8 protein-coding genes are annotated in these 18,906 nt (G+C 38.6%); 5 read left to right on the forward strand and 3 right to left on the reverse strand.

All coding sequences use genetic code 11. The annotated features are described in order from the left end of the window. Positions 1-11,773, reverse strand: an 11,773-nt coding sequence (locus EGI31_RS04725; protein ID WP_255036014.1) for a PKD-like domain-containing protein, incomplete at its 3' end; no start/stop codon positions are given. 66 nt (positions 11,774-11,839) lie between these two features. Continuing rightward, complete coding sequence (locus EGI31_RS25390; protein WP_374760676.1) at positions 11,840-12,154, reverse strand: LytR/AlgR family response regulator transcription factor; 315 nt, start codon at positions 12,152-12,154, stop codon at positions 11,840-11,842. A 309-nt stretch (positions 12,155-12,463) separates the two neighbouring features. Here EGI31_RS25390 and EGI31_RS04730 point away from each other — a divergent pair, with 309 nt between their 5' ends. From EGI31_RS04730 to EGI31_RS04750, 5 genes are all read left to right on the forward strand, one after another. Further along, the gene (locus EGI31_RS04730; protein ID WP_255036015.1) at positions 12,464-13,102 is read left to right on the forward strand and encodes a LuxR C-terminal-related transcriptional regulator; all 639 of its coding nucleotides are present in this window, start codon (positions 12,464-12,466) and stop codon (positions 13,100-13,102) included. A gap of 268 nt (positions 13,103-13,370) precedes the next feature. After that, positions 13,371-15,341, forward strand: a complete 1,971-nt coding sequence (locus EGI31_RS04735) for a M1 family metallopeptidase (protein WP_255036016.1) — start codon at positions 13,371-13,373, stop codon at positions 15,339-15,341. A gap of 65 nt (positions 15,342-15,406) precedes the next feature. Next, positions 15,407-15,877 (forward strand): TlpA family protein disulfide reductase, encoded by a 471-nt coding sequence (locus EGI31_RS04740; RefSeq protein ID WP_255036017.1) that lies wholly within the window; start codon positions 15,407-15,409, stop codon positions 15,875-15,877. Next, complete coding sequence (locus EGI31_RS04745; protein ID WP_255036018.1) at positions 15,874-17,388, forward strand: DUF6029 family protein; 1,515 nt, start codon at positions 15,874-15,876, stop codon at positions 17,386-17,388. The genes EGI31_RS04740 and EGI31_RS04745 overlap by 4 nt, the downstream gene beginning before the upstream one ends. A gap of 481 nt (positions 17,389-17,869) precedes the next feature. Continuing rightward, complete coding sequence (locus EGI31_RS04750) at positions 17,870-18,001, forward strand: hypothetical protein (RefSeq protein WP_255036019.1); 132 nt, start codon at positions 17,870-17,872, stop codon at positions 17,999-18,001. On the opposite strand, the gene EGI31_RS04755 is transcribed toward EGI31_RS04750, so the two are convergent. Then, on the reverse strand, positions 18,002-18,901 hold the full coding sequence (locus tag EGI31_RS04755) for a histone deacetylase family protein (RefSeq protein WP_255036020.1): 900 nt from the start codon (positions 18,899-18,901) through the stop codon (positions 18,002-18,004). Between the last annotated feature and the right edge of the window lie 5 nt (positions 18,902-18,906).

The raw sequence follows: 18,906 nt of genomic DNA on the forward strand, positions 1-18,906 counted from the left end.
CAATCACCGATGGGCCTGCCGGGCTGAAAGTATAACTTACTGTTCCGTCGTAGTTGCCAATGCTGCTGATCTCATCCGCTGCACAACTTGCTGCTGTACTTGTTATCGTTGGTACTGCTGGAGTCTCCAACATCGCCGCATTGCTAAAGCTTACACTCGCTACTGAAGTACACGCTCCGATTCCTGAGGTAACGGTGTATGGTAATCCTACTGTCATGCCTGTGATCAAGCCACCTGCTCCTACTGTTGGACCTGCTGGGCTAAAGGTGTAGGTATTGGTAGAACTATAATTTGAAATTGTACTACTACCAGCAAATGTACAGGTTGGTGCAACAGCTATTAAAGTTGGTACCGCTGGCGTTGGATTCACCACCAAAGTAAAAGTCGATACCGCAAAGCAAGCACCATTGGAAGCTCTTACATAAATAATTTGGTTATTTGAACCTAAGTAAGGGCTAGTAATCGCTCCCAAGTTATTTTGAGCATCAGAGGCAGAAGTATGATAGCTAATTCCAGCTGTCGTTGGCAAAGCTGAAACACCTGCAGCCGTAAAATTGAAAATTGCTTTACCTGGGGTGCTTACTCCTTCACAATTAGATATTACAGGAGTGGCAATCGTAATGACAGGCTTCTCTTTAACTGTAAAAGTGTAAAGAGTCGAATTCGAACATCCAGTCGCTGTATTTGTTGCCAAGAATTTCACCACAATAGTACCGGCCATTGCATTGGCTGGAATTACTAAAGATGTAGAAATACTTCCTGTTGAGCTCAAAGATGCTCCTATTCCAGAAGTTTGAGAATCAATAGACCAAACGTTTGTATAAGTTCCTGTTGGACTTACCCCACCGGAAATTATTCTCGTATCTCCTGCACACAAATCATCACTTCCATTAGGATATATATTCACGATAGGTGCTGGGTTGATTACAACATTTACAACAAACGGAGTTCCAACACAACCATTTGCACCCAATGGTGTGGCTGTATATCTTACTGTTATAGGGTTTGTTCCAAAATTTGTTATGGTATTTGAAATTTCACCATTCAAACTGGTAAAGCTAGTACCAGCTGGATCTGGGTCCAAAAGTGGCAAATTCGGAACTTTTACAACTGAATAGGTATAAGTTACTTGTCCTAAATCAGTACTATTGTTTTGAATATAGGTATCAAAATCAAATGTATAAGGTTCTGCTGAACACTTTTGAATAGTTGTTGTTGGAACAGGATTAGGTTCAGGCTTTATCGTAATTGCCGAGGTAAATGTATTCCCAATACAACCATCATATGTAGGAGTAATGGTATAAGTTACCGTTTGATTTGCTAATGTAACATTATTTCCAGAGCCAGAAATGTTAGTAGTTCCCGTTGAAGCAAGTCCAGTTATTTCTGCTAATTTATCTCTTGTCCAAGAATACGTCGTTCCAGAAAGCGAATTGCTGGTAGATAAAGCAATTGGGGTAATATTATCATCTGAACAAACTGTTTGTGTTAATGGAGTTGGAACTCCTACTGGTTCAGGTTTAACAATTACGGTCGCAGTAAAATCATTGCCTACGCAAGTACCAGAGGTTGGAGTAATGGTATAGGTTACTGTTTGACTAGATCCAGTAATATTGTTCGGGGTTCCTATAATATTACCAGAACCCGATGAAGCCAATCCTGTTACTTCAGTTGTCTTATCCCTTGTCCAAGTATAGGTTGTTCCACTTATAGAATTACTTGTACTTAGCACTATTTCAGAAATTGCGATATCTGAACAAACGGTTTGAGAGGAGAGCGTTGCAACACCTACAGGTTCAGGATTAACAATAACCGTGGCTGTAAATGTATTACCAATACATCCATCTGTTGTTGGTGTAATGGTATATGTAATGGTTTGAGGAACTCCAGTGACATTATTTGGTGTCCCTGTTATGGTGGTAGTTCCAGAGGAAGCCAATCCTGTTACTTCTAAAGCTTTATCTCTGGTCCAAGAATAGGTTGTGCCAACTAATGAGTTACTAGTTCCAAGGGTTATATCCGTAATAGCTACATCCGAACAAACAGTTTGAGTTGCAAGTGAAACTGTTCCTACGGGTTCAGGTTTCACTAATACTTCGGTTGTAAATATATTTCCTACACAAGATCCAACTGAAGGGGTAATAGTATAAACAACTGTTTGTGTTGCTCCAGTAACATTATTAGGTATTCCAGTAATATTTATAGTTCCAGTACTGGCCAATCCTGTAACCGCCGTAGTATTATCTCTACTCCAGGAATAGGTTACACCAGAAAGCATATTACTAGTTCCTAAATTTATAGTTGTAATTGCAACGTCTGAACAAACGGTTTGGGTAGCTAAAGAAACTGTACCTACTGGTTCTGGATTTACCACTACTGACACTGTAAATGTATTTCCTACACATCCATCCGTAGTTGGAGTAATTGTATAAACAATCGTCTGAGGCACACCTGTGACATTATTTGGTGTTCCCGAAACATTAGCTGTTCCCGTATTAGCCAGTCCTGTAACATTGGTAATATTGTCCCTTGTCCATGAATAGGTAGTAGACGCCAAAGAGTTACTAGTTCCAAGTTCTATGGTAGTAATTGCAGCGTCAGAACAAACTGTTTGACTAGCAATTGAGACGGTACCTACTGGCTCTGGTTTAACTGTGATAGATGCAGTAAAAGTGGCACCAACACAGCCACTGGTAGTAGGAGTAATAGTATACACAACCGTTTGACTTGTGCCAGTAACATTATTTGGAATGCCTGTAATATTGGCAGTACCAGTAGTTGCCAAACCAGTAACATTAGTATTATCTCTTGTCCATGAGTAGGTTGTTCCGGCTAAAGAGTTGCTTGTGCCTAATTCAATATCTGCAATTGAAGCATCAGAACAAACTGTTTGCGTAGGAACACTGGCTATCCCCACAGGTTCTGGCTTTACAGTAATAGTAAATGTTTGTGCTGTTCCGGCACATCCTGCCGCACTTGTTGGAGTAACTGTTATGGTAACTGTTTGATTAGTTGCAGTAGTATTCTTTAGCTTGAGATTATCAATATCTCCTGTGCCACTAGGGCTGCTTGCTGTTAAGCCAGACGGTAGACTTGTTGGATTGGTAATACTCCAAGCATAAGTAGTAACAGTTCCTAAGTCATCTGTAAAGTCAACATCAATCTCAACATCTGAACAAACCGTTAAATCCGTCGGATCAACCATTTCTGGCTTGGGATTTACGGTTACAGTAAATGTCTGTGGTGTACCCGAACATCCATTAGCATTTGGTGTAACAGTGATTGTTGCCGTAATAGCAGTGGTGGCTGTATTGTTTGCAGTAAAAATAGCAATATTGCCTGTACCACTCGCAGCTAAACCAATCGCAGTATTTGAATTCGTCCAGTTGTAAACTACACCTGGAAGACTATTTCCAGTAAATGTTACAGCTGTGGTTGAACCCCCTTCGCAAACTATTTGATCAGTTGGATCATCAACAGTTGGGGTTACAGTAGTTACAATAGCTCCTATACCACCACCTGTTACTATTCTTTCATCTGTGGTATTGCCACTAAAAGTGTTTCCAGAAACTGTAATATTACAAATGGTTGGCGAATTTCCTCTTCCGAAATATAGGTCAGCTAAATTTGCTTGATTACTTTCTGTTCCAATATTTGTTGTAAAAGGAGTATGTCCAGCTTGCTGTTGAATACCAATATCGTTATTAGTAAGTATATTACCATTTATAGTATGGTTTTCCCCCTCAACTACTATACCAAAGCCTTCACTATTACTTGTTTGTTGATACCCACTGACATTATTCCCCGAAATTATGACACCATTTGGTGCATCTGGATGATTGTCCGGATTTCCCGAATCGAGGAACCTTCTAAATACGGCTATACCTGCTCTATCCCGCACATCAGAGTTCTGTGATGAAAGAGTAACAGTATTACCAGAAACTGTAGTTGTATTTGCCCCTCCATCGTTATCGGAAGGATTTTTGAGTTCAATACCAAATCTGCCACCGCCGGTTATAATGTTGGTATTTATGGTATTGTTACCTGTAATTGTTCTTAGGCCATTGATGCCTAAGGCATTGTCTCCAGAGCCTATTATAACGGTATTTCCTGAAACATTTACAGCAGAAGCAGTTCCATCTGATAGCTCAATGCCGCAACAATCATTATTAATAATTGTATTTCCAGTGATGGTTATATTCTGCTTGAACCCATTCCAAATGACAATTCCTCTAACTCTTGATGTCACTGAACCATTATTTTCAACCAAAGAGTTGGTGATTGAAACTGTATTTACTGGGCCATTGGCATAAAAACCTGAGGCTGCTACATTGTTTTTAAGTGCTACATTGGTTACCATTAAATTATTATTGCTACCAATTGCATATATACCAGCGTCGGCATTTCCGCCTCCACCAGTAAAGTTTTGAAGTGTTAAGTTTTTGATAATAACACCTGTAACTCCAGAATTAATTTTAATACCACTTTTATCTCCAGCAGCTGAACCGACTGATGTTAAACCTGTACCATCTATTACTGTCAAAGATTTATCAGAATTTAATCCTTCAATTGTCAATGATTTGTCAATAACCGCCCTTTCGTTAAACGTCCACTCAGCTAATTTAATGACATCATTTGGGTTAGCAGCATTAATTGCTGGCTGGATATTGGTATAGTACAAATTTTGAGTGAAATTATGAACTGGCTTAAAATATTGAATTTTACCCAAGCAAGCCAAATCAGGATCATGTGTAAGTTTCGATTCAAGGGTAGTTCTTTGAGCTAAATTCATTGCCGATGGTAATTGTAAACCTGCACCTACATCAAATCTATTGTTTTCGGCATTTAAGTCTTGATCCCAACATGCCATAGCTGTAGGCCATCCTCCAGTTCCAGGATAAGTAGGAAAAGCAGAACTTGTAGATGTTCCCGTTTGTCCATCAAATGCAATATATGAACTGAGAGTAGAAGCAAAATTATTTTCATTGCCAGCAGTACCCATTAGAAAAGTTCCATACGAATCATTGTCGCTGTCGTGGTTGAGGAACATTATTGCGTTACCCGTTCCATTAAAGTTGTTATTTGTAAAAGTACCACCAACTGCTACTTGAGTAATAGTACTAGAGTTACTACTAAGTGATTTAGTGTTTACAACTACTGCCTTCGCTGTGGCAACGCTTGTATTAAATATATTTGCATCAAGTGTGACGGCATTCGTGTTTTCTAAAGAAACCGCCCAATCATGATTTGTAAAGGTATTTGCAGAAATAATATGTGGTATGCTGTTGTAATTATTTTTAACTCTTAGCATTGCAGTTCCTGGTGCACCTACACCTGTGAATATATTGTTTGATACCGTTAATGTTCCCGAACCAGCGTTTTGGTCTGAAAGTTCAATTCCTCCACCATTTAGATTATTGTTAGAAATATTTACAATTCCATTACCGTTAAATCTAACTAAAACATCATGATTAATGGTTTGAAGTGTGTTTCCTGTAATGGTACCTGCACCTTCATCTATAGCAATAGCCGACCTAAAGTAGCCACTAGGAGTTCCAGAAACTGAATTGCCAGTAAATGTCACACTATTTACACCACCCGTTGCTACTCTGTAATTTGTCGAGCCACTATAATTTACACTCACAGCGTTCCTGTCTCCATAGCTACCGGCAGGGGTGCCGTATGCTTCAATAGTATTGTTTTTTACAATGATATTATCTAAACCAGCTGCACTAGCAATTACTGCACTTCTTAGTTTAGACAAATCTACTTTAAAATTAAGGCTATCAATTACAGCCCCATCTACCGACACATCAAAAAGAGTAGGTTTTCCTGAAACAGTTCCAGTGAAATTAATTATTGGTTTTGTCGTACCAACACCCTTAATATTCACCCCTTTAGTCACTAAAACTTGCTCATCATAAGTTCCTGAAGCAATCTCCAAAGTATGTCCAGCTAAAGTCTGTACATCATCAATCGCCCCTTGTATCGTACAGAATATTTCACCTGTAGTTGTATTGGTCACTAAATTTCCTGTAGAGCACCCGTTACAAGTACCTGAAGCTGGTTGAAAGCCAAGAGTTGAGCCGTCTGTATCTGTTCCTGATGTTCTGAAAAACTCAAAGGTAACATTACCCAATACTAGTGGCGATACAGCTCCTGCAATACCTCCCCACCAGTTACAAGTGGCATCTATATTCCCTGTGCCCGCATCCGACCTTGCCAATAAAGAACCAGTAGAAGCATTGCCGTTTAACAAAATACTGTTATCATGAGCCTCGATTAGATTAGTTGTGCCTAGACCTGTAAATAGTCCAAACACTTTAGTGGTACTAGTTGCTGGCAAAGTAATAGTATTGTTTGAAGCTACCACTTGTGAATTTTGTTGTGAAATAATCGTAAATCCATCATTTCCAGAACCAAAGGCATCATTTCCGTTATTGGTAAGGACCGAATTACTTATCGTTGCCAATACTCGACCTCTAGCATCCAAGCCTCGATTTTTGTTGTTAATTATGTTTGAGTTTGTAATATTGACGGTTTGAAAAGGCCCTGTTCCAGAAGTTGAAAAATCTCCTAGATAAATACCAGCACTTGATTGGTTGGGTTTCCCTGTACCGTCAATAGTTACATTATTTACATTGAGGGTAATGCCATTGGTTGCTGAGGCTCCACCTGTAAAGGCATAAATACCTGCATGATGATTATATGCAGTTAGGCTAGGATGACTCCCAGTGAATCCAGTCATAGAAACCCCATTAATTGAAAGATATGAAGGGAAAAAATTAATATTATCCAAAGTATTTACAACTGCAATCCCCTGCATGGTACCTGAAATAGTATCGTTAATTATCATGTTCATAGGGTTCATACCTAACTTATGAACTAAATAACCATAGAAACCTCCGCTAATATTATTGTTGCCAATATTAATTGGTCCAACTGAAGTTATTCCATTGAGCAAGATACCTACTGTCGGTGTAGAAGAAACCACTTGATTAGAAACGTTCAAACAGTTATTTTGAACATTTGTTATAAACATTGGAGAGCTCGGTGGTACGTTATTAATGCTAATTCCGACTGCACCAACATTTACAATATTGTTTCTTACTTGCGGCCCTTCAAAACCAGTTGAAGTAACACCCGTAGAACCATTAATTGTGAAGCCATCAACAACTACCCCATTGGCCGCTATTGTAACCGCTACTCCTGTAGCTCCATTAATAATAGACTCTGCCACCCTAGTACCAGAACATGAAGTTCCATTATTTACTCCTTTTAAAGTAAGTCTTTTAGAGACATTTATATTTTCGTTATAAGTACCAGCGGGAACAGAGATAACGTCACCAACTGTGGTTGAAACTGCATCGATTGCTTCCTGAATGCTATAATGATATGTATTTTGTGTTTCATTATAAATCGGGAAATAATATCTAATATTTCCAAGGCAGGCGTTATCTGGCTTGTGAGTTAGTTTTGTTTCAAGGAAAGTTCTTTGAGACAAATCCATTGCAGACGGCAACAGTAAACCTGTCCCTAAATCAAATTTATTATTCCCAGCATTTAGATCCAAAGACCAACAAGCAGATTGAGTAGGGCCAGGAGTCAAGGTAGAAACATTGTTGTCTAAATAAATAAATGAGGCAATACCTGAAGCAAATTCATTTTCATTCCCAACAGTACCCAATGTAAATGTGCCAAATACTGGTGCTGGACCCGGGGTAACAGTCGTATTATTATCATTATTATAAAAACCTAAAGCTGTACCACCATTTGTTCCAGAACCATTAAATTTATTATTCGTTAGGACAAGGTCAACATTCGGGTCATAAAACCCACTTGATGAACTAAACTCTTTTGTATTTATTGTAAGATGTTTAAACGTAGTAGACCCACTAGACGGTGTAAAAGTATTATTGTTAATAGTAACTGACCTATAATTCTCTAAACTGATACTTTTATCTACCCCAGTAAATGTATTATTTGATACGGTGGTTGCTTTATTTTGAAAATTATTGAATAGTGTCAATCCTGTTTTGCCGAAGGCATTTAAAAAAGTACCTGTGAAGGTATTGCCGGAAATATTTATTGTTCCAGCACCTCCATTGAATTCACCAATACGAGCCCCATTACCATTAAAGTTATTATTGGTTACAACTATATTACCTCCACCTCCAAATCGAACTTCAATATCATTTTCAGGAGTTTGAAAAGTATTCCCGTTTATGGTAAGTCCGGCTTCATCTGTGGCCAAGGCACTTCTAAAACTTGCATCATCGGTCAATACACTTGGAGTACCTCCATCATTGTAAGTCACTGTATTACCAGAAATCAAAATCCCTGTTGGATTTGAATTACTAACTCTGCTATCTCTATAATTTATATTTATTGCATTTCTTCGACCATAACCTCCAATGTATGCTCCACTCAGAATTGGATTGATTATATTATCTTTTACCGTCAAGTTATTGGCATTCGTTCCATTAGCTGCAATTGCACTATTCAATTTGGACAAATCCACATTCATGGCAAAATTCTCAATGGTAGCACCTGCAGAATTAATAGTAACTAAACCTTTTACTAGATCACCTGGAGTGGTACCTGTCCAAGTTAATATAGGTTTTGTTAGCCCAACTCCTCTAATAACTAGGTTAGGTTTATTTACATTGATCAGTTCATTATAAGTACCCGAGGCTACAGTAATCTCATCTCCATTTTGAGTAGAAGAATGGTCTATAGCTTGTTGGATAGTGGCATAGTTTTTAGAACGAGTAACGTTTGTAACTCCACATGAACCAACAGTTATATTAACTCCAGTGAGCGTTGCAATACAATTATCTGCTGAGGTTATTTCAACTGTAACAGTTACGTCTCCTGAGAAACTGGCAGTATAAGTGTTTGAATTACCAGATTGCTCACTTAATCCATTTACTTTAAAGTTATAATTCGAATACCCCAATGGTGCTGTAAAAGTAACTGCATCGCCTGAGCAGATTATATTATCGTTTGGTGTAGTTCCTGAAGTTTCAGTGGCAGTTAACGTTCCTGTTGGAAGCGGGTTTACAGTTACAGTTCTACTTGGCCCAGTTAAAGCTTTGGTACAACCATTTGCAGTGATGCTTTGGAGTGTATAAGTAGTGGTTGTTGTTGGGCTAACACTAATTGGTACTACTCCACCTGATGGTAATGAAACCGTAGATGTGCTTGAACCATCTGAATAATCTATAGAGGCTGCTCCCAAAAATGGCAAGCTAAAAAAAACTAAATTGGTAGATTCTCCAGAACAAATACTGGTTGAAGAATTAGATGCGGAACCATTTAAATTGGTAACCAAATTCATTTTTATTGGAACTGTGACAGTAAAGGCACTACCAATGCACGATCCTACCACACTAGTAGGTGTTACGGTATAGACAACGTTGAAATTACCAGTAATATCGTTATTGGATAGTACATCATTGATAATTGAACCTGTTTGGGCAGTGGTTGACGCACCAGTAATAAATGGTGGTGGGGTGGAAGCAACCCACGAATAAGTACTATTCACAGCAACATTCGTAGTCAAATCATAGCCAACACTTGTTCCTGAACATATAGCTGGCAAAGTGGTATTAGTACCAACTGGAGTTGGATTTACAGTAACAACCGCACTACCAGTAGGAGTGGCAACGGTACATCCATTAGCATCAGTTACAGAAACTATAGTGTAAGTAGTTGTAGATGTTGGGGTAATCATAATTGGACTTCCCGAAATATAACTACTAACAGTGCCACCACTATGTACAACAGTAAATGGAGACTGCCCATCGGTAATATTTACAACCAGACTTGTGCCGAGCCCACTACAAATGGTCGTTGTACCTAAAATAGCTGCCGCTGTTGGTCTTTGATTTACTGTCACAACTGCACTTCCAGAAGGACTTGCCACCGTACACCCATTGGCATCAGTTACGGATGTTAAAGTATAAGTAGTCGTAGATGCTGGGCTTACTGGAATAGCTGCCGTAGAAATATAACTATTAATAGTCCCTCCACTATAAACTATTGTAAAAGGACTTGTACCACCTGTAATTGCTACACCTAGGTTTGTTGAGGCATCACTACAAATTGTTGCCGTTCCACTTAATGCACCGGCCGAAGGTGTTGGATTTACTGTTACTACTGCACTTCCAGAAGGACTAGCAACAGTGCAACCATTGGCATCTGTAATAGAAACTATGGTGTATGTTGTGGTGCTAGTTGGGCTTACCGCAATATTAGAACCACTAGTATATAAACTTAATGTTGTATTGGTGGAGCCATCTGAATAAACCACTTGAAACGGACTTGCCCCGCCAGCAATTGTAACAGTTAAATTTGTACTTTGGCCGCTACAAATAGTTGCGTTTCCAACTATAACACCTGAAGTTGGGCGAGTATTTACTGTTACAGTAGCTCCGCCTGAGGGGCTTGCCACAACACAACCTTCCGCATCTGTTACTGAGACTAATGTATATGTTTTGCTAGAAATAGGACTAACAGGAATATTGGCTCCAGAATTATATGCCGGAACTGGAAAATTAACGGATCCATCATTGTAAACCACTGAAAATGGGCTTGTACCACCTGTAATAGCCACAGCTAGATTTGTACTAGAACCTTCGCATATCGTAGCCGTTCCAGAAAGTACTGCTGCAGTAGGTGTAGGATTAACAACGCCGCTCAAAGCGACTTTCAAATCTGCATCAGCCGTAAATCCACCCCCAATTATAGTTAAATCTCCAGAATAAGATCCCGCCACTGTTGTGGACTTTATTCTTACATAAACTAGATTATTTACGCTTCCTGAACTTGGAGTAATACTCAAAGTACCGCTATATGAAATATTATCAGTAGAAATTTCAAAACCCGTGGGAGCAGTCAAATTAACTGCAGCGGCCAAAAGGCCATCTCCCTTTAATGTAAAAGTTTGGCTTGCACTAGCAATCCCGAAACAGGTTTCAAAACCGGTGAGTGCCAAGGTTTCTGTGCCTAAAATTCGACCTGTTATAGAAAAATCTGGGGCTGTAGAATTGGCAACATCAAAAATATATAATGTACCTGCTGCACTAGTAGCTCCATAAGGCGAAAGATTAAAAGTAATAGGACCTTTAATGTTTTGAAGAAAATTATCAGCACCTAAATTTACTGTTGGTGTAATATCAGCTCCTGTATTTGTAGAATTACCAAAAGCTATTGAGCCTTGGGAAATTCCAGAAGTAACACTATTTGCTGTGGCTTCAATTATTGCATTTGATGGTCCAGTTCCCGACCTTCTATAAGAAAATGGATTTATTGAACTTAAACTCACAGCAAAACCAGACTTCGGAGTAACATTAAAGGTAATATTTTTATTGCTTGAAAGGTTTGCTATTCCAGTTTGTTCCCAATTTGAGCCACCCCAAGCTCTAGTTAATCCTGACGGGGTTACACCTGCTCCTCTAGTAAGTGCACCTGAACTAGTAGCTAAGTTACCATTTGCAAAACCTGGAGCTAAGGATCCAACTGCCGCGGTACCAGTTTGCGTACTCATATCCCAACTCATCAAAGTGGTCTGCCCCATCACTCCCCCACTCACGCCAAGGAGTAACAAAAGCACCCAAGCCTTCAAATATCCCTTTCCCTTATATATGGAAAGTTTAAGTACATCAGGTGTTTCGGTCTTTTGAAAAAGATTTATAAAAAAACCAAGCAACATCGAGAGTGCATTGGATAAGTAAGAAGTAATTTTTGCAGTAGTAGAAAATGTTCTCATAAAGAGGTTATTTTAAAATAGTTTTAAGGAATCTTTTTAATGTATAAATACTAAGGTTGGAAGAAACTAAGAGGCTAGGTCGGCCAAGGTGTCTCGCCGCCGTCGGGAGACTCGGATCTCCTTGCCGTTTTGCAGACATATATAGTGGGTGTCTTTTTTCAAAACTATGGAATCAACAAACAGAGCATTTATCATCATGGACCTATTCACTCTGAGGAAACTTTTGTGCAGTAAGTTCTCTTGATGACGTTTCAGCGTCAAAGATGAAATAACCTTAGAGCCATCGATAAGATGAAACAATGTGTAGTTTTCAAGAGCCTCTAAAAAGACGAGTTGACTAAGATCTACTGAGTCATTTTTTTTTAAGTAGTAAAAATCCATAGTTTCATTAGTTTTTGGGAAATACAAAACTCCGAACTAATGGAAGCCTCTACAATTCCATAATAATGGTAATTTTTATACCAATTGATGGTATGAAATAAGTGTTTTCAGGTATCAAAAATGCAGTCAATAACTGTTTTCCTTTAAAGGTCAATTTTCCTTGAATTCCACGGTGAATATTTACCTGAAAACAAGGCACATACCGAATAATAAATATATTTTTTTTTACAGTTTTAAAGACCTATTTTTGAAAAATACGCCGTTGAATAAATTTTCCAAAGAGTAAAATAGCCCAATAAATCTACAATTATGAGTAGCCCAAACAATATAAAAATAATGGTATTGAGCCATCAATCATTATATATAGATGCTCTAAAATCATTACTAAGTACCGAAAATAAAGATTTCACTGTTGAAGGACTAACAACCTCTGAAAACAGTGTAACGGAAACAATTAAATCCTTCGATCCAGAAGTAATACTTTTGGACGCCAATGGCATGGGAAAGAACATTTGGGATTTCCTAAATCTAACTCACAAGCAAAATCCAAAAGTAAAAATCATTATGTTAGCCAACAGTAATGAACAGATCTATCTGGAATATGCACACAAAAATGGAGCATCGGGATATATATTAAAGTCCTCACCCAAAGAATTACTAGTAGCTGCTATTAGAATTGTCATGAAAGAAGGTTCCTTTTATGACCCTGGTATTAAAGCTTATAACAAAAACGGCGTTCATCATAAAATCCAAGAAAAATATAACCTCAGTGCAAGAGAACTGGAAATTATACTCTTAATAAAAGATGGACTTTCGTCAAAAGATATGGCCAGCTCACTCGGAATAAGTTTTCACACCATTGAAGCACATCGTAAAAACATTTACAACAAATTACAAATAAACAAGGTAACCGAGCTCTTAAAAATCTTTGCAGAGTTTGGCGACTAACATGACATACCTTTCCTGCTGATTCACCTTTTTCAAAAACAGATTGCCTTTGGACATGTTTCCAAAGGCATTTTTGATTTCTGAAATCTTGGCAAGCTCACCGTTCAATAACACATGTTTAATCGAGTATCTCTTCACTGATATTATAAATTCCTATATTTGCAAAGGATAATCCATCCAACATCGTTAAGACGGAGTACTTTGCATTTACTAACTGCGTATATTAGAGTAAATGAAGAAAAGTAAAATGAGAACAAAAACTTAAAAAATGAAAGAAAGATGCTTTACCAAATCAAATTCGATGATTAAAGACTTTATGAGATTCTATCTGGTAGTTTTATGTTTCTCAATAATTCGTTTACCTTCTTTGGCCCAACCTCTAACTGGCCAAGCTTGTGCCATTCATAAAGCAGCAGCCTTGAAACAAAAAAATGCCCAATCGAGAGTACAATATCCGGGCGACATAAACATAGATGTGGGTTATCACCGCATCAAGCTGAATATCAATCCCACCACCAGATTTTTATCGGCCAGCGTGTTTACAAGATTTAAGGTATTATCAGAAATCAAGACAGTAAGCTTCGATTTACAAGCTAACATGAAAGTGGATTCGGTGGTGACTTCAGGCAAAAAAGTTACCTTTAGCCAAGCTTCCAATAAACTTTCCCTCACACTACCCAATACTCTGAAAGCCAATGACATTCAAAGCCTAGAGATATTCTATAAAGGCACTCCTCGCACCTCGGCATTTGGTAGCTTCAGTGTTTCTACCCACGGGCCAGCAAAGTCACCCGTAGTATGGACTTTGAGTGAACCTTACGGAGCACCCGACTGGTGGCCTTGCAAAGACAACCCCGCCGATAAAATAGACAGTTCGGAAGTCTCGATTACTCTGCCTTCGAGCTTTGTGTCGGTCTCCAATGGTGTTCTTATTTCTGAAATTCCAGCCGAAAACGGCCTTAAAACCTACAAATGGAAAAACTCACATCCGATAGCACACTATTTGATATCCATAGCCTGCTCTAACTATCTTACCTACGAAAGTACCTTCAGCTATAAGGGCAAAACTATGCCCGTGGTGCATTATATGTATCCGGAAGCCCTGACCAGCACCGTAAAAAAGCAGCTTGACCAAACCAACGACATGCTAAAATTCTTCTCTGATTTGTTTGGTGAATATCCTTTTATAGACGAGAAATACGGACATGCCATGTGTAATTTTGGTGGGGGTATGGAACATCAAACGGTGAGTTCGATGGGTGGTTTTTCCGAAGATCTCATTGCACATGAACTGGCCCACCAATGGTTTGGCGACAAAATCACTTGTAAAACTTGGTCGGATATATTTGTAAATGAAGCATTTGCGTCCTATGCAGAGGCTTTGTACCAAGAACACAAATACGGCAAAACGGTGTACTTCCAAACTATTAATGACTACATAGCTGCAGCCAAGAAAACCACGGAACCTGTCTATATTTCTAATCCGGCTATCGAAAACCTTGTATTTGACTATGGACTAACCTATGGCAAAGGAGCTGTAGTGTTGCACATGCTTCGTGGCGTATTGAGCGATTCGGTTTTCTTCAAAACATTAAAAAACTACCAAAACTCGGAGTTTGCACACAAAGCCGCCACGGTGGATGACTTCCGGAAAATAGCCGAAGAAACCAGCAAGACGGACCTCAAGTATTTTTTTGACGAATGGATTTACGGCGTTTCTTATCCCAAATATACTTTTGGTTATACACAAACTGCTCCTGATGTTTTAAAAATAGATGTCAGCCAAGAAAAACTTAGTACCAATCCGAGTTTCTTTAAGATGCCGATAGAATTCAGAATAGTGCTACAATCAGGCAAGGAAATATTGCACAAAGTTTTTCAAAACGAGATCACTCAATCATTTGAAATCAAAAACTTACAAGAACCAGTAAAAGATGTCATATTCGACCCAAATGCACTCATCATGAAAGAATTGAAAAGTTTGGGAAGTATTACAGGAAACGAAATCAACGGAAAAGAAATTAACATTTTCCCAAATCCAGCCTCCGAATTCTTAGAATTACAGCACCTCTTGAAGGATTTAAAGTCTATCGAAATCTTAAATACCAATGGACAGTTGATCAAGAATTTAGCTCCAAATTCAAATATAATAGACCTCAGAAACTTACCAAGCGGTAGTTATATATTGAAATTAAATACGCCCAATAGAATCATTTCGAGTACCTTCATCAAAAACTAAATTATTGGTCTGGTTTTTGGAAGATAACCTATAGTAAGATATTTCACTGATTGTCAAAAAATAGCATGCAACGACTTGCAATTTTGTTTCTATTGCTTTTCTCCTACAGTCCGGTTTTTTCCCAAAAAACCATCTTAAACATCACTCTTTTAGACCTCGAAGGAAACACCAAAGAACTGAAAAGTCTGGTTGAACCAGGAAAACCAACTGTCATCAGTTTCTGGGCTAGCTGGTGCAAACCCTGTCTTGAGGAAATAATATCCCTAGATAAAATCATAAAAGAGCAAAAATTAGAAGTCAATTTTATACTCATAAATACCGATGAAGTAAGAAGTTTAAGCAAAGCTAAAACTATTTCAAAACAGAAGAGGTGGTCGGCACATTTGCTTTTTGACACCAATCAAGATTACATGCGTGTCTTAGGAGTAATTAGCCTACCTAAAACATATCTCTACGACAAAACTGGGCTGCTAAAGGCCAGTTTTAATACATATAGCAAAGGCGACGAAAACAATTATGTTGATTTACTGAAATGAAAGTTCTCTTTGCTTTTTTAATTTCCACACAAATGGCCTTGGCTACATCTAATCCAAGCGACAGTGTCAAAACTCCACTGCGGTTTTGGGGAAATTTAAGAAGCTCCCATATTCTCTACAATCAAAGCCTAAATCCTTTCGTCTACTATCCCAACGTTTCAAACCAAAGCTATGCTGATATTTATTTGCAAAAAAACAAAATAACGGCTGGTATTCGGCTAGAAAGCTATTTGGAGCCGCAGGTAGGTATGCCAGATGAAATGAAAGGTTGGGGTTTGGCTTCAAAGTTTGTAAAGTATAAACACAAAAGAGTGGAGCTAGGACTTGGAAATCATTACGAGCAGTTTGGCACTGGTCTGATTTTTAAAACCCAAGAACAACGGGCCATTGGTATGGACAATTCTCTGGATGGTTTTTGGGGAAATTTTATACTTGGCAAAATAATTGTAAAGTCGCTCACTGGTAAACAGCGGGTGGGCTTCAAACATGCCAATGGCTGGGTTTCAGGTTTGGATGTAGAGCTTCGAGACCAAGTAAACAACAGCCTCTTTTTTGTAGGATTGAGTAATGTTTTGAAGACGGAAAAAAATGAGGTATCCGCATTGGCAGCCAAGGAGTTGGTTTACGCCACTGCCCTGAGAACTGGTATTCAGGGCGAAAAACTTTCGGTGAATCTGGAGTATGCTAGCAAGTCGGTGGAATTCGAAGAAATGATAGGTAATTCCAACAATAGAGGTTCCGCAATCGTTGGTATATTCGATTGGTCCAATAGCAAAAATGCCTTAGTTCTTCATCTCAAACGTACCGAAAACATGGATTTTCGCTCAGAAAGAGGTACCAGACTTAATACCGCGGTAATCAACTTTATTCCCAACTTTACCAAACTCAATACTTACAGATTACTCACGCTATATCCTTATGCATCACAGGTAATGGCCGAAATAGGCGGACAGTTAGATTGGACTTATTTTACAGAAAACGGAGTCGAACTCAATGCAAATTTTAGTTTGTACCAACAACCAAAACTTCTTGAAAACCCCATGCCACTTTACCGTGAAATCGGGTTAGAATACGCCAAGGACTTGAATGAAAATTCTAAGCTCCGTCTTTTAGCTAATTATGCCCATTTCAATAAAGGAATTGTTTTGGGCGGATTTCCCGAAATAGTTAAATATCAAGCTATTGTATTAGATATTACGCACAAAATCAATAAAAATCTCAGCCTCAATACCCAAGCTCAACATCTTTATACACGCCAAGACAAAGGCTCTTGGGCTTTGGCATTAGTAGATTTGAGGATTAAATCTAAATGGTCTGTTTTCGTTACTGACGAAGTTAATTATTCTCAGAATGAGCATTATTATCAAGTCGGTAGCAACTTCAATCTTGGCTCAAAAACCCTTGGCATCAGCTATGGAAAAGTAAGAGAAGGCCTATTTTGTGTAGGCGGAGTATGCCAAATCATTCCTGAATATGAGGGTTTAAGTGTGAACTTTGGCATTAACTTCTAATAAATATTTTAACTATATAAATATTTAGACAAATATTAAAATAATAACAGCAACCACACAAAGCTCTAGTGAAACTTTGTGACAACTTTGTGTGTCTTTGTGTAACAACACAGCACCGTTATTTTTAACCGCAAAGACCGCAAAGAAAATGCACGCAAAGGACACAAAGCTTTTTTAAAGTACTTATAAGCAGAACTTTGTGAACCTTTGTGTCTCCTTCGTGCAACTTTGTGTAACAACACAGCACCGTTATTTTTAAACGCAAAGACCGCAAAGAAAATGCCGCAAAGGTCGCAAAGTATCCCTAAAACACTTAAAACTAACTCTTTGTGAACCTTTGTGTCTCCTTCGTGCAACTTTGTGCAATAGCTCATCGCCAACAAAAACACTCAATTTAACAATTTAATAACCCTCTAAAATTGTCAGAACAAACTGATTTTGCAGAAATTTGTGGCATGAATCATACGCTTACAAAGCCATTATGCAAAACCAACCAAAATACACCTTTAGTTCAGAATTGAAAGACGACTTTCAAGACGAAATGCTTAGTCCTGAGGATTTCGATTTCTCAGATTATGAAGATTCAGAATACGACTCTTTAGAAGATAAATAATCAAAAAATACTTTCTGCCACTCTGAAGGTATTGGCATGAGCCTCTACAATATCAGCTATTTTAGGCGAATATCCGCCTCCCATCACCACCACGACTGGAATGTTATTCCTCTTTGCAATCTCCAGTACCATTTCATCCCGTTTTTTACATCCATCAAGGGTAACCTTGAGTTTTCCGAGTTTGTCCGTTTCAAGAATATCAACTCCCGAAACGTAATAAATAAAATCGGGGGCAACTTCTGCCAAAAGTCGGGGTAAATGACATTGTAGCAGGCCAAGATATTGTTCGTCAGCACATCCAGTAGGCAAGGGAATGTCTAAGTCGGAGATTTCTTTCTGTAAAGGATAATTGTCTTTTCCGTGCATAGAAAAAGTAAAAACCTCCGGAGTATTTTCAAAAATCTTGGCAGTGCCGTTGCCTTGGTGTACGTCCAAATCTACCACCATAACCTGCTTGGCTTTTTTGTCATGCAACATCTTCATAGCAGCCACTGCCACGTCATTCAGCAAGCAAAAACCCTCACCAGCAGCTGAATAAGCATGATGGGTTCCTCCAGCTATATTGAACGAAATACCATTTTCAAGGGCAAAATAACTGCAATCTATCGTGCCTTGGGTAATTATCAATTCTCTTTCGACCAATTCCGCTGTCAACGGAAACCCTATCTTCCTAATCATTTTTGGAGATAGACTTAGAGAAAGTAAATCGTTATAATACTCTAGCGTATGGGCCCTCATAACATCCTCAGGTTCTACCTTTTGAGGTTTGAAAAAATTCTCAGGCTTAAATGTCCCTTCGTACAACAATTGTTCGGGCAATAGCTCATATTTGAGCATCGGAAACCTGTGCCCTTCGGGCAAAGGATGACAATAAATGGGATGAAAGGCTATCTTTATCAAAACAC

The organism is Lacihabitans soyangensis (assembly GCF_024343775.1).
GTDB classification, from domain to species: Bacteria; Bacteroidota; Bacteroidia; order Cytophagales; family Spirosomataceae; genus Leadbetterella; species Leadbetterella soyangensis.